14 protein-coding genes, 1 pseudogene and 1 riboswitch are annotated in these 14,201 nt (G+C 42.1%); of the genes and pseudogenes, 13 read left to right on the top strand and 2 right to left on the bottom strand.

Features of this window, described 5'->3' with window-relative positions:
* The first annotated feature begins 35 nt into the window (after positions 1-35).
* The 8 genes and pseudogenes from ACWJAF_RS04575 (at position 36) to thiD (ending at position 6,931) form a co-directional block, all read left to right on the top strand.
* The gene (locus tag ACWJAF_RS04575) at positions 36-599 is read left to right on the top strand and encodes a TetR/AcrR family transcriptional regulator C-terminal domain-containing protein (RefSeq protein ID WP_296033975.1); all 564 of its coding nucleotides are present in this window, start codon (positions 36-38) and stop codon (positions 597-599) included.
* Positions 600-884: 285 nt separating this feature from the next.
* Positions 885-2,030, top strand: coding sequence for a lactaldehyde reductase (fucO, locus tag ACWJAF_RS04570; protein ID WP_296033764.1), 1,146 nt, complete (start codon positions 885-887; stop codon positions 2,028-2,030).
* Between the two features lie 326 nt (positions 2,031-2,356).
* Positions 2,357-3,142 carry a Cof-type HAD-IIB family hydrolase gene (locus ACWJAF_RS04565; protein ID WP_296033766.1) on the top strand — a complete coding sequence of 262 codons (786 nt, stop codon included), beginning with the start codon at positions 2,357-2,359 and terminating at the stop codon, positions 3,140-3,142.
* Positions 3,143-3,168: 26 nt separating this feature from the next.
* Complete coding sequence (gene greA, locus ACWJAF_RS04560) at positions 3,169-3,672, top strand: transcription elongation factor GreA (protein WP_006427809.1); 504 nt, start codon at positions 3,169-3,171, stop codon at positions 3,670-3,672.
* A 22-nt stretch (positions 3,673-3,694) separates the two neighbouring features.
* Positions 3,695-3,808, top strand: a riboswitch (TPP riboswitch).
* Positions 3,809-4,009: 201 nt separating this feature from the next.
* Complete coding sequence (gene thiM, locus ACWJAF_RS04555; RefSeq protein WP_296092338.1) at positions 4,010-4,831, top strand: hydroxyethylthiazole kinase; 822 nt, start codon at positions 4,010-4,012, stop codon at positions 4,829-4,831.
* On the top strand, positions 4,818-5,486 hold the full coding sequence (gene thiE / locus ACWJAF_RS04550; RefSeq protein ID WP_448862489.1) for a thiamine phosphate synthase: 669 nt from the start codon (positions 4,818-4,820) through the stop codon (positions 5,484-5,486). Before thiM ends, thiE begins: the two co-directional genes overlap by 14 nt.
* Positions 5,483-6,019 (top strand): annotated as a pseudogene (locus tag ACWJAF_RS04545) (HAD family hydrolase); the annotation flags it as partial. The gene thiE and the pseudogene ACWJAF_RS04545, both read left to right, overlap by 4 nt.
* Before the next feature lie 99 nt (positions 6,020-6,118).
* The gene (thiD, locus tag ACWJAF_RS04540) at positions 6,119-6,931 is read left to right on the top strand and encodes a bifunctional hydroxymethylpyrimidine kinase/phosphomethylpyrimidine kinase (protein WP_448862513.1); all 813 of its coding nucleotides are present in this window, start codon (positions 6,119-6,121) and stop codon (positions 6,929-6,931) included.
* 12 nt (positions 6,932-6,943) lie between these two features.
* Here the strand turns inward: thiD and ACWJAF_RS04535 are convergent, their stop codons facing one another.
* Positions 6,944-8,302, bottom strand: a complete 1,359-nt coding sequence (locus ACWJAF_RS04535; RefSeq protein ID WP_448862487.1) for a radical SAM protein — start codon at positions 8,300-8,302, stop codon at positions 6,944-6,946.
* 343 nt (positions 8,303-8,645) lie between these two features.
* On the opposite strand from ACWJAF_RS04535, the gene ACWJAF_RS04530 reads away from it, so the two are divergent.
* From ACWJAF_RS04530 to ACWJAF_RS04515, 4 genes are all read left to right on the top strand, one after another.
* Entirely contained in the window at positions 8,646-9,359 is a 714-nt protein-coding gene (locus ACWJAF_RS04530; protein WP_296033775.1) for an IMP cyclohydrolase, read from the top strand.
* An 85-nt stretch (positions 9,360-9,444) separates the two neighbouring features.
* Positions 9,445-10,623: a phosphoribosylaminoimidazolecarboxamide formyltransferase gene (locus tag ACWJAF_RS04525; RefSeq protein WP_296033776.1), complete on the top strand. Its 1,179-nt coding sequence runs from the start codon at positions 9,445-9,447 to the stop codon at positions 10,621-10,623.
* A gap of 237 nt (positions 10,624-10,860) precedes the next feature.
* Positions 10,861-11,439, top strand: coding sequence for a manganese efflux pump MntP (locus ACWJAF_RS04520; RefSeq protein WP_448862485.1), 579 nt, complete (start codon positions 10,861-10,863; stop codon positions 11,437-11,439).
* A 27-nt stretch (positions 11,440-11,466) separates the two neighbouring features.
* Positions 11,467-12,060, top strand: a complete 594-nt coding sequence (locus tag ACWJAF_RS04515) for a TetR family transcriptional regulator (RefSeq protein WP_296033779.1) — start codon at positions 11,467-11,469, stop codon at positions 12,058-12,060.
* Positions 12,061-12,069: 9 nt separating this feature from the next.
* Here the strand turns inward: ACWJAF_RS04515 and ACWJAF_RS04510 are convergent, their stop codons facing one another.
* Positions 12,070-12,912, bottom strand: a complete 843-nt coding sequence (locus tag ACWJAF_RS04510; RefSeq protein ID WP_448862483.1) for a YitT family protein — start codon at positions 12,910-12,912, stop codon at positions 12,070-12,072.
* A 163-nt stretch (positions 12,913-13,075) separates the two neighbouring features.
* Here ACWJAF_RS04510 and ACWJAF_RS04505 point away from each other — a divergent pair, with 163 nt between their 5' ends.
* Entirely contained in the window at positions 13,076-14,191 is a 1,116-nt protein-coding gene (locus ACWJAF_RS04505; protein WP_296033781.1) for a 4-hydroxybutyrate dehydrogenase, read from the top strand.
* Positions 14,192-14,201: the final 10 nt, after the last annotated feature.

Raw genomic sequence — 14,201 nt, 5'->3', positions numbered from 1 at the left:
GGAAGAGGCATATGAAAAAACTGGGGATGATATAGATGGAAGAAAAGAAACAAGAAAAGATGAAGTATCGTCTGGCAGAAGCGATGAAGACCTGCATGAAGACCATGCCGGTAGAGAAGATTACCGTAAAAGAAATCGTGGCAGAATGTGGTACGACCAGACAGACATTCTATCGGAATTTTCAGGATAAATATGATCTGATCAACTGGTACTTTGACAGAATCCTGCTGGAATCTTTTCAGCACATGGGCGAAGGCAAGACGGCTTACGAAGGTCTGGTTAATAAGTTTCATTATATAGAAGAAGAAAAACTGTTTTTCAAAGCGGCATTTCGCAATGATGACCAGAACTGCCTGCGGGATCATGATTTTCAGTTGATTCTCAAATTCTATGAAAATCAGATCCAAAGTAAGACAAAGCAGTCAATTCCGGAGAATTTACATTTTCAATTAGAAATGTATTGTCAGGGATCTGTATATATGACAACGCAGTGGGTACTTGGCGATATGAAGAAGCGCCCGGAAGAGATGGCAAAGAATCTGGTGGCGGCAATGCCGGCAGAGTTAGAAACACTATTTAAGAAATTGGAACTCCTGTAGCAGGGAGTTCTTTTTTGCATGAAGTTGAAATGAAAAGAAAATATATGTTGCAATGTTATGTAATTAACAAAAAACGATATGGTAATTTGTTGAGAAGGTACATAAAGTTACAAAAATACAAAAGTGTAACGTGTATATGTTACAAAATGAACGGTTTGTAACTTATATTTTTGTGAAATGATTGTTAAAATAAAGACATAAAGAAACGGGATATGAAGAAGAAATATTATAAGAAAGATTCATATCTAAATAATACAGATTATGTAAAAAGGAGTGTCAGTTACTATGGCAAACAGAATTAATTTAAACCAGACATCATTTCACGGAGCAGGAGCAATTCAGGAGATCGCAGCAGAAGTTAAAGTAAGAGGACTGAAAAAAGCGCTGGTATGTTCAGATCCTGACCTGATTAAATTCAATGTAACAACAAAGGTAACAAAAGTTTTGGATGATGCAGGACTGGAATACGAATTATATTCTGACATCAAACCAAATCCGACAATTCAGAATGTACAGCACGGAGTAGAAGCATTCAAAAAAGCAGGAGCAGATTACATTATTGCAATCGGTGGCGGATCTTCTATGGATACATCAAAAGCAATCGGCATCATCATTGCAAACCCGGAATTTGAAGATGTAAGAAGCCTGGAAGGCACAGCACCGACCAAGAATCCGTGTGTTCCGATTATCGCAGTACCAACAACAGCCGGAACAGCAGCAGAGGTAACTATCAACTACGTTATCACAGATGTAGAAAAGAAGAGAAAATTCGTCTGTGTAGATCCACACGATATGCCTGTTATCGCAGTTGTAGACCCGGAGATGATGTCTTCTATGCCAAAGGGACTGACAGCTTCTACCGGTATGGATGCCCTGACACATGCAATTGAAGGATATACAACAAAGGCTGCATGGGAGATGACAGATATGTTCCATCTGAAAGCCATCGAACTCATTTCCAAATCGCTTAGAAGTGCGGTTGCCAATGAAAAAGAAGGCCGTGAGGGAATGGCTCTTGGACAGTACATTGCAGGAATGGGATTCTCTAACGTAGGTCTTGGAATCGCACATTCTATGGCTCACACACTTGGAGCAGTATATGATACACCACATGGTGTTGCATGTGCTATGATGCTTCCAATCGTTATGGAATACAACGCAGACTGCACAGGCGAAAAATACAAAGAGATTGCAAAAGCAATGGGTGTAGAAGGTGTAGATGATATGTCTGTAGAAGAATACAGAAAAGCAGCAGTAGATGCAGTACGTAAATTATCTGTAGATGTAGGAATCCCTACAAAGCTGGAAGCATTAAAAGAAGAAGACCTTCAGTTCCTTGCAGAATCAGCTCATGCAGATGCATGCGCACCTGGTAATCCGAAAGATGCAAGTGTAGAAGACCTGAAAGAGCTGTTCAGAAAATTGATGTAATAGACAACGGTATAAATAATGCATAAAACAAAATCATCATAACTATAGGGAAGACTGACACGTTTGTAATGAGCGGGTCAGTCTTTTCTATCGCCATGCGTTCAGAAGGAGCTGCCAGTGGCAGGTCCTGTAGATGCCAAAGCATGTAAGAGACGAAGCCAGATACCAAAGTATCGGGAAGGAGCGCCGGTGTCAGGTATTCTGTATCTGTGAACCGGGTGTAAAAGAAAATAAAGTATTGAAAAGGCTGATGGGTTTATTTATAATATGCTATGTTAGTTACGTATATAGTAAAGAATGTAAATGAATCGGTAACGGAGGAAAAAATGTCAGCATTATTTTTTGATATTGATGGAACAATTTTAAGTGATATTACACATGAGATACCGGAAAGTGCGCTGGAGGCATTGAAAAAAGCGCAGGAAAATGGACACAAAACATTTATCAATACCGGACGTACCGTGTGTAGTATTCCGCCGGTGATAAAGAATATACCATTTGACGGCTTCTTGTGTGGATGTGGGACACATCTGGTATATGGGGATGAAGTTATCTTTCATCATTCCATTCCATATGAAAGAGGGCGTGAGATCATTCAGTCGATGAAGAACTGTAAGGTAGAAGGATTCCTTGAGGGAACGGAAGATATCTATTATTCGAACCGTATATCCAGACTGGAGCCGGTCGAAAGCAGCAGAAGATATATGGCAGGACTTGGGCTTGGAAGAGAGCAGGCGATGGAAGAGACCGGATATGAGTATGATAAGATCCTGATCTACATAGATGAGATTGCAGACGGAGAACGTTTCTTTAAAGAAACAGGAGATGTACTTCAGCATATCGACCGTCTGGGCGGAGTCTATGAATGTATACAGAAGGGTTATTCCAAAGCGACGGCAATCGAGTGCGTCAAGAAAGAGCTGCACTTGTCAGATGATGATATCTATGCATTTGGAGACAGCAGTAATGACTTCGATATGATTAAGGCAGCAGGGCATGGTGTGATCATGGGAAAACACGACCCGGTACTGGAGCCGTATGCGGAATATATTACAGATACTGTAGAACATGACGGACTTTATAAGGCAATGGAGCATTATGGACTGATATAACAGGATAGGAAAGGAAGTGCATTTTCATGGGAGAGCAGTTAACGGAAAGTGATGTTAAAAAAATCAAAGAAGAGATTGAATACCGTAAGATTGTTGTTCGTAAGAAAGAGCTGGAAGCGGTAAAAGAAGCAAGAGCGCAGGGAGACTTAAGTGAGAATTTCGAATACAAAGCAGCAAAGCAGGATAAGAACCGTAACGAAAGCCGTATCCGTTATCTGGAAAGAATGCTGAAGAATGCTAAGATCGTATCGGATACATCAAAAGCAGACGAAGTGGGAATCAATAATACAGTGGAAGTATATTTTGAAGACGACGATGAGACAGAAACTTACCGCCTCGTGACAAGTATCCGGGGAAATTCACTTCAGGGACTGATCAGTATCGAATCGCCGCTTGGAAAAGCAATCCAGGGACATAAAGTCGGAGACCGCGTGCTTGTAAAGACGAACGGAAATGATGGATATTATATCGTAATAAAAAATATTGATAATACAACAGATGACAGCCACGATACATTGCGCAAATATTAAAAGCGTAGTATAATAGTGTTTGTCAATTGAACAGGGGAGTCCGTAAGCTGAGCGGGCTGAGAGTAGACTATAGATGTCTAGACCCATAAACCTGATTTGGATCATGCCAACGTAGGGAAGGGAAAAGTGCCGGCAGGGCAGGTGTATCTGAAAACAGGTATATCTGTCCTTTTTTTGTGCGGGAGCATGAAATGCGAAGCAATCCGTGTATCATAGGGGTCAAAATACCTTTTGACCCCTATGATACAGAGACAATGACAGAACAATCAGGAATATTGAAACAGAGAAAAACTGTGACAGAAAAATCAGGAATATACATATAACAGGAGGTAGAAAAATGTTAGGAAACTGTATCGAAAATCTAAGAAAGAACGTACCACTGGTACATAATATCACCAACTATGTAACTGTCAACGATGTTGCGAATGTATTATTAGCATGCGGAGGAAGCCCGATCATGTCAGATGAACCGGAAGATGTAAAAGACATCACTTCGATCTGCGGGGGACTCAATATCAATATCGGAACATTGAATACACGTACGATCAGCGGTATGTTCGCTGCCGGCGAAAGAGCGAATGAACTGGGACATGTAACTTTGTTAGATCCTGTCGGAGCGGGTGCAAGTGCACTGAGAACTAATACAGCAGTAGAACTGATGGAGAAGATCCGCTTTGATGTGATTCGTGGAAATATTTCGGAAATTAAGACACTGGCACAGGGAAGTGGAACGACGAAAGGTGTGGATGCAGACGTAGCAGATGCGGTGACAGAAGAGAACTTAGAGGAAGGTGTCGTATTTGCCAAAGCATTTGCAAAAAAGGCAGGTTGTATCGTGGCAATTACCGGAGCAATTGATCTTGTAAGTGACGGTGAGACCTGTTATGTCATCCGTAACGGGCGCCCGGAGATGGGAAAAATTACGGGAACAGGATGTCAGTTATCCGGAATGATGACCGCATTTTTAACAGCGAATCCGGACCGGAAGCTTGAAGCAGCAGCTGCTGCAGTATGCACGATGGGTCTTGCAGGAGAAATCGGATGGAGCTACATGCAAAAGGGAGATGGAAATGCAACATACCGTAACCGTATCATCGATGCAATCTACAACATGGACAAAGAGACATTAGATCAAGGAGCAAAGTATGAGATCAGATAATAATATGAAAACTAAGAATGTAAAAAAAGAGGATATGTTATTATATGCTGTAACAGACCGCCACTGGTTAAATGGTGAAACCTTATACAGTCAGGTGGAAAAGACGCTGGAAGGCGGCACAACATTTGTCCAGTTAAGAGAAAAGGAACTGGATGAGGAACATTTTCTGGAAGAGGCTAAGAAAATCAAAAAATTGTGTGCAAAATACAATGTACCATTTGTAATTAATGACAATGTAGAGATTGCGCTTGAAATAGATGCGGACGGAGTGCATGTAGGCCAGAGCGATATGGAAGCAGGAGATGTCAGAGCAAAGCTTGGTCCGGATAAGATCATCGGAGTATCTGCGCAGACAGTAGAGCAGGCATTGCTTGCCCAGGAACGAGGGGCGGATTACCTTGGAGTCGGAGCGGTATTCCATACAGATTCGAAAGCGGATGCGGCGGATGTGGATCATGAGACATTAAAAGCCATCTGTGAAGCCGTAGATATACCGGTGATTGCAATCGGTGGAATCAGTAAAGATAATGTAGGGGAACTTGCAGGAAGCGGAATCTGTGGGATTGCAGTAATCAGTGCGATATTTGCAGAAAAAGATATTAAAGGTGCAACACAGGAACTTAAGAATCGCACGAAGAAGATGGTGGAAGCATGATAAAAGGAGCAATATTTGACGTAGATGGAACACTTTTAGATTCTATGGAAATATGGGAAGATGTAGCCATCCGTTACCTGAAAAGCATAGGTGTGGAGGCAGAGCCGGATCTTCCGGAGGTCATGTTTACAATGAGCCTTCCGGAAGGTGCGGCATATGTGAAGGAACATTATCGTCTGACACGGGAGACAGACGAGATCATAAAGGGAGTTCTGGATATTATCCGTAAGTATTATGAAGAGACCGCCCCACTAAAACCGGGGGTAACGAAGATTTTAGAAGAGTTGTCCGGGAAAAGGATACCGATGACAGTTGCTACCTCTAATAATAAGGAAGAAGTAGAAGCAGCATTTAAAAGACTTGGAATCGCATCATATTTTTCACGGATATTTACCTGCGAAGAAGTCGGTGCGGGAAAGACCAGACCGGATATCTATATGAAAGCAGCAGAATATATGGGAACCAGACCGGAAGAGACTGTGATATTCGAAGATGTACTGCATGCAATCCGTACGGCGAAAAAAGCAGGATTTCTTGCGGTGGGACTCTATGATGAAGCTAGTAAAGCAGATCAGAAAGCAATCGAAAAAGAAGCAGACTGGTATGCTAAGAGTATGGAAGGATTAGATATTATGGAATCACAGAAATTAAAAGTAGTACTTACAATCGCGGGAAGTGATTCAAGTGGAGGTGCCGGAATTCAGGCGGATATCAAGACGATGCAGGCAAACGGAGTGTATGCCATGAGTGCGGTTACGGCACTTACCGCTCAGAACACAACAGGTGTAACGGGAATCATGGAAGTAACACCGGAATTCCTGGGAAAACAATTAGATGCAGTGATGACAGACATCCGTCCGGATGCAGTCAAGATCGGCATGGTATCGTCAGGGAAACTGATAAAAGTCATTGCAGAAAAGTTAAAAGAGTACCAGATAGAAAAGATTGTTGTAGATCCGGTTATGATAGCGACCAGCGGATCACGTCTGATCAGTGAAAATGCAATCGCTACCTTGCAGACTTATCTGCTTCCAATCGCAACCGTGATCACGCCGAATATTCCGGAAGCAGAAGTGCTTGCCGGTATGGAAATCGCATTTGAAAAGGATATGATAGAAGCAGCAAAAAAGATCAATGAAACCTATCACTGTGCGGTCCTTTGTAAAGGTGGTCACAGCTTAAATGATGCCAATGATTTATTGTATGAGAACCAAAATGCAACCTGGTTCCATGGTAAACGGATCAACAATCCAAACACCCACGGAACCGGCTGCACCCTCTCAAGCGCCATCGCATCCAACCTGGCAAAAGGATATTCCCTGGAACAATCCATCGGACGCGCCAAAGCCTACATCAGCGGAGCACTGGAAGCCATGTTGGATCTCGGAGCGGGAAGCGGGCCGATGAACCATGGGTTTGATATTAAAAGTGAATTTGTTGTTTAATGAACCAGTGTATTAAACACCTTTAGCTTTCATCCTCTCCTCCCACAGCTGATCCGCCATCTTCGTCCAGGCCTCGGCATAAGGCTTGCATTTGTCACAAAGATGATCAACATCCTCCGGTGACTGTGGATCGGTGGAATGTGCGCCGGTTTCTTTGACCATTTTTGGAAGACATTCCGGGTTCTCAAGCATTGGACATGGGCGCAGCATGTTGTCGTTGAATGGCTGGCCTTTTCTGTATGCCTGGAAGATCGGGCTATTTAATGCATCCAGAAGAGTGACTTCGTGGATATTTGCATTGGAATAATGGATGAATACACAAGGATCTACATCCCCGGCGGCATTGATATGAAGATAATAACGTCCGCCTGCGATACATCCGCCGATGTATTCCGCATCGTTCTGGAAGTCCAGACTGAAGATTGGTTTGGAACTTCTGAATGCACGGATGTGTTCGTATACCGCTTTTCTTTGTCCCGGGTTTGGCATCAGTTCCGGTGCGGCGTCATTTCCAACTGGCATGTAATGGAAGAACCAGATGAATAAAGCACCGGCTTCGATGATCATATCGTAAAATTCTTCGCTTGTGATATCCTGGTAGTTTGCGCTTGTATAGCAGGTAGAAATACCAAATGGAAGATTGTGTTCTTTTAATAACTGCATGGCATGTTTTACTTTATCAAATACACCAGGACCACGGCGTCCGTCATTGGCTGTCTCGAATCCTTCCAGACTGATAGCAGGAACAAAGTTCTTGACGCGTAACATTTCCTGACAGAACTCTTCGTCAATTAAAGTTCCGTTTGTGAATGATAAGAATTCACAGTCCGGGTGGCGTTCGCAGATGGTAATGATATCTTTTTTGCGGACCATTGGTTCCCCGCCGGTGTAGATATACATATATGTACCAAGTTTCTTTCCCTGTGTTACGATATCGTCGATCGTATCCAGATCAAGATTCAATTTGTGTCCGTATTCTGCAGCCCAGCATCCGGTACAGTGCAGGTTACATGCGGAAGTAGGGTCTAAAAGAATGGCCCATGGAACATTACAGTCTTCTTTTTCTTCGGTTTCTTTCTGAAGGGCAGAACCTTTCAGAGAAGCATTTACAATAAAGTTTGTAAAGAAAGTCTTTCTTACACCGGCATCCAGCTCCCATATTTTTTGTGCGAGCTGATACCAGTTACCTTTTTCGGCAATTCCCTGGCGGATCGCATTTCTCTGACCTTCATACCAGCCTTCCGGAGCAGCCTTATCGACAATACTCATAACTCTTGGAATATTTGTTTCAGGATCCTTATCCATATACTTAAGTGCTGCCTGAATAGCGGATGCAAAGGCGGCATTTTTTACAGTGTCTACAACGTTCATAGTATTACCTCCTCATTTACTGCATTATATTCTTCTTGCAGTTACCTTATATTATCTCTTTTGATTTTCAGATTCAAGCGAATGCGACACTAATCTGAAATTGTAGTATTTTTGACAAACATGTCGGAACATGTAATATTTAGCCCCAGATTTTAGTTACAAATGAAGGAAAATAATAGGAATATATACAAAAAAGATAGAAAAAGACCTGGTTCTATGTATTGTACTTATAAAAAAACGATATTTTTTAATTATACTTATAAAAAGGGGTGGAAAAATCAGCAGACATTATATATAATAAGAGAAGAAGTTCAAAAACCACATATGAAAAGGAGAGGTATTCATGGAAATGTTATCAATCGAGAAGGAACTGCAGGGCAATTCTTACCCGGGACGTGGCATTATTATTGGAAAGAGTGCAGATGGAACAAAGGCTGTAACAGCATATTTTATCATGGGCAGAAGTGAGAACAGCCGTAACCGTGTGTTTGTAGAAGAAGGAGAAGGCATCCGCACACAGGCATTTGACCCATCCAAACTGACAGACCCAAGTCTGATCATCTATGCACCTGTAAGAGTACTTGGCAATAAGACGATCGTGACCAATGGAGACCAGACGGATACTATCTACGAAGGCATGGACAAGCAGCTGACTTTTGAACAGTCACTCAGAAGCCGTGAATTTGAACCAGACGGACCGAACTATACACCTAGAATTTCTGGTGTTATGCATATTGAAAATGGAACTTATAACTACGCAATGTCTATCTTAAAGAGTAACAATGGTAATCCGGACAGCTGCAACCGCTACACATTTGCATACGAGAACCCGGCAGCAGGAGAAGGACATTTCATCCATACGTACAAATGCGACGGCAATCCGCTTCCAAGTTTTGAAGGCGAGCCGAAGCTGATTGGGATTCCAGATGATATGGATGCATTTGCGGATAGCTTATGGAGCAGTCTGAATGAAGATAACAAAGTATCTTTATTCGTACGTTATATTGATATTGCAACAGGTACATATGAGACTAAGATCATTAACAAGAACAAATAAACGTACAGGAAGCAATAGCATTTACAAAAATGAAAATAGAATTCAAGAATAGAACCGGTAAAAAAGCCGATAAGGAGAATCGATTATGAACGAATTAGAACTGAAATATGGATGCAATCCAAACCAGAAACCTTCCAGAATCTTCATGGAAGACGGGAGTGAACTGCCAATCAAAGTTCTGAACGGAAGACCTGGATATATCAATTTTCTGGATGCTTTCAACGGATGGCAGCTGGTAAGTGAGTTGAAAAAAGCAACCGGACTTCCGGCCGCTACATCATTTAAACACGTATCTCCGGCAGGAGCTGCAGTTGGACTTCCGCTGAGTGATACACTTGCCAAGATCTACTGGGTAGATGATCTGGGAGAATTATCCCCACTTGCATCTGCATATGCAAGAGCAAGAGGCGCAGACCGTATGTCTTCATTTGGTGATTTTATCTCTCTTTCTGACGTGTGTGATGTAGACACAGCAAGACTGATCAAACGAGAGGTATCCGATGGTGTGATCGCACCTGGATATGAGCCGGAAGCTCTTGAAATCCTGAAAGAAAAGAAAAAAGGCAATTATAATGTAATCCAGATCGATCCTGATTATGTACCGGCACAGCTGGAGCGCAAGCAGGTGTTTGGAATTACATTCGAGCAGGGAAGAAATGAATTAAAGATTGATGATGATTTCTTCTCAGATATCGTAACAGAGAATAAAGAACTGACAGAGCAGGCTAAGATTGATCTGGCTATCTCCATGATCACATTAAAATATACACAGTCAAACTCTGTATGCTTCGTAAAAGACGGACAGGCAATCGGTATCGGTGCCGGACAGCAGTCCAGAATCCACTGTACACGTCTGGCCGGCGGTAAGGCAGATAACTGGTGGTTAAGACAGTCTCCGCAGGTTATGAATCTTCCATTTGTAGATGGAATCAGACGTGCAGACAGAGACAATGCGATCGATCTTTATATCGGAGAAGATTATATGGACGTGCTTGCTGACGATGCATGGCCGGCAATCTTCAAAGAAAAACCGGAAGTATTTACAAGAGAAGCTAAGAGAGAATGGCTTGACAAACTGACAGATGTAGCACTTGGATCCGATGCATTCTTCCCATTTGGGGATAATATTGAGCGTGCGCACAAGAGCGGTGTAAAATATATTGCACAGCCGGGTGGATCTGTACGTGATGATAATGTCATCGAGACATGTAACAAATATGACATGGTAATGTCATTTACAGGCATCCGTCTGTTCCATCATTAATTAGCAGACTGCTGAAGTTAATATAAGAAGCAAGAAAGTTAACGTTCACAGACGGGAATTTTCTGAACTAAAAATTTTGTATGATACAGTAACGCAAGAAGCGGGAAGGTTACGACAGACGTAGCTTTCTCGTTTTTTTATACAAAAAGAAGAAAATGTATCCGTATTTATACGGTTTCTTTCTTCAAAAAATGCAGGAACTAAGATAGAATAGGAGAAAAGAAAGAAGGCGATAACATGTCAATTGTAGAAATATTGCTCGTATCTGTCGGATTATCCATCGATGTATTCGTTGCATCGGCTTATATAGGGGCAGGATTTTCAAAGATCAAATGGAAAAATCTGGTGTTGTTAAGTATATTATTCGGAGGAATCCAGCTTGGGGTACTGGTGCTTGGCAATCTGGTTACATTACTTCCACTGCTTTCCATTACAAGAACGCAGACTGCTGCAGACAGGTGGGAAGGACTGACGGTCCTTATATTTGCGGCACTAGGAATCTATATGATCATAAAAGGAATCAAAAAGAAAAAAGTCCTGGAACGCAGAAAAGATGATATTGAATGGAGCAAAACAGCGGTACTGGCGCTGGTGACGAGTGTGGATGCGTTCTTTGTCGGTATGGGACTTGGCTTTCTGGACACGGCGATGATCGAGGAGTCTCTTGTGTTATTTCCAGTAACTATTATAGAGTCGCTAATAGGAATCTTTGCAGGATACAGGCTTGGAATGAATGAGAACCGGCGTGCATACCTGATTGGCGGAGCACTTCTGCTTCTGGCCAGTTTTGATGTAATTATTCATTATTATATGTAAAAACTTGAGATAGATTAAGGTGATAAAATGGAGCGGAAAAGTGAGTTGACGAAAGCTCTTCTGGGCGAAAAGTTCAAAGAACTGGTTGCGAAAAAGGGCTTTGATAAACTGACAATTAAGATGATTACGGATGCGGCGGGAGTGATCCGGCCGACATTTTATAATTATTTTCAGGATAAATACGAAGTAATGGAATGGCTTCTGTGGGAAGATGTATTCAAAGAGGCGACAAGAATGATGGATAACGAAGAAGGAATGGAGTCTCTACGGTATCTGTTTCAAAGATTTGACGAAGATAAAATGTATTATGAAAAAGTCTTTGAAGTAACCGGACAGAATTCATTCGAAGAGATGCTGTATCAGCAGATACTGGATACGGAGAAGATCCTGGTAAAGCATCATCCGTTGAAGCATCTGAAAGATATGCCACATATTAGTGAAAAGCTCTTTCTGGAATTCCACGCAGTGTCACTTATGAATGGAATAAAATACTGGATAAAAAGAGAAAAAGACAATGTGTCGGCAGACGATGCACTGGAATTTTACAGATATATGATGGCACATTCGGTACTGGATCTTCTGGAAATGGGAACGAAAGAAAACAGGATAAAGAAAAAGTAAAGGGTTTCACTACACAGAGTGGAACCCTTTTCCTATAATTTCACTGGTGTTGGATATCAATAAGAACGCGCCAGTTGTATGTTCTTTGATAAAGTTACGAAGCTTGATCGCTTCATTAGGACTAAGTACGGTCAGGATGATGTATTTGTCATCGCCGGTAAATGCGCCCTGTGCAAGCACGATCGTAGCGCCGCGCTGCAGGTCATTTTTAATAAAGTCACAGATCGGTTCCGGTTCGGAACAGACCACATGAAAATATTTGGAACGGTTCAAGCTTTCAATCAGGCTGTCGATCAGCGTGGATCTCATGGTAAGACCAAGCAGTGAGTAAAGACCTGTCTTGATGTCGAATACAAAGAAACCGGCCAGTGTGAACAGGATATCGGAAGCGAGAAGTCCTTTTCCGATGTCGACGCTGGTGTATTTCTTTAAAATCATGGCAATGACATCCGTTCCTCCGCTGGATGCTCCGATGTTAAAAAGAATTGCAGATCCAATAGCAGGAAGTACAATTGCAAAGACCAGTTCCAGAAGCGGTTCGTTTGTAAGTGGATGGCTCATTGGATAGATACGTTCCAGTCCGGACAGTGTGACAGACAGTAAGATACTGCTGTAGGCAGTCTGTGCGGCAAACTTTTTACCAAGAACGAAGAGTCCTACGATCAGAAGGAGCATATTCGCAATGAATGAAAAGTCACTGGCTGAAAGTGGCGTGAATCTTGCAACAAGTACCGCAAAACCGGTAATACCGCCAAACGTGAAGTTGTTGGCGAACTTGAAGAAATAGATTCCAACGGCCATGATAAGTGTACTTCCGGTGAGAAGTCCAAAGTTTTTTAAATGTTCTTTCATAGAAAAATTCCCCAGTTTTTCTTTAGTAATAGATTTGGTATGAAGAAAAAAACGTTCATGCCACAAACGATTGTAACGCTCAGATATAGAAAAGTCAACGGAATAGTGGTATATTGATAAGAGATTAAATATTCAGAAAAATGACCGGGAGGACACAAGAAAAATGAAAGCTTTTTGGCAGAAAACACAGATTCACAAAATTGAGTATGCAGCAGATTTTGTGAAAGAATATGAGATAGGAAAAAAGGATTTTATCCTTGCAAGTAAGAGTACCTATGAGACATATTTTGCGCCGCTTGGACTGGAGGCGCATGTAGAATATAAGAGTAAATACGGAAAAGGAGAGCCGACGGATGTGATGGTAAATGCACTCCTTTCGGACTTCAGAAAGACGGACTGTGACAGAATCATAGCAATCGGAGGCGGGGCAGTCATCGATATGGCAAAGATCCTGGTATTAGAAGGAGAGTATACAGCAGCGCAGATTTTTGGACGTGAAGTGCCGTTAAAAAAGGAAAAGACACTGATCGCAATTCCGACAACTTGTGGCGCGGGATCTGAAGTATCGAATGTATCGATTGCAGAATTTACAGAATTACACACAAAGATGGGACTTGCCGTAGATGAAATCTATGCAGACCAGGCAGTTCTGATACCAGAACTTCTGACAGGACTTCCATATCCGTTCTTTGCAACAAGCGCGATTGATGCATTTATCCATGCAATAGAATCTTACGTATCACCAAAGGCAACCATGTATACACAGATGTTCAGCATGAAGGCGATGGAAATGATCGTAGACGGATTTCAGAAGATCGCACAGAACGGGGAAGAGTACAGACTGAACTTACTGGATGAATTCCTGACAGCAAGTAACCTTGCGGGAATTGCATTTGGCAATGCAGGAACAGGAGCAGTACATGCAATGTCTTATCCGTTAAGTGGTGTGTATCATGTGACACACGGAGAGGCAAATTATCAGTTTTTAACGGCTGTATTTGCAAAATACCAGGAGCTTGATCCAGATGGAAAGCTTAAGGGACTGAACCAGTTCTTAAGCGGCCTGTTAAAATGTGATGCAAAGGATGTATACACAGAGCTTGAAAAACTGCTGGATCAGATCATTGCAAGAAAAGCGCTTCATGAATACGGCATGAAAGAAGAAGAGATTGAAAGCTTCGCAAAAAATGTCGAAAAGACACAGCAGAGACTGCTGAACCAGAGTTATGTAAAGTTTAGCTGGCAGCAGCTGGCAGAGATATACAAAGAACTGTATTAAAAAGGAAAGC

The sequence above is a fragment of the Dorea sp. genome, from assembly GCF_977044405.1.
The sequence above is the reverse complement of the archived record's forward strand: the minus strand, read 5'-3'. Positions and strand labels throughout refer to the sequence as shown.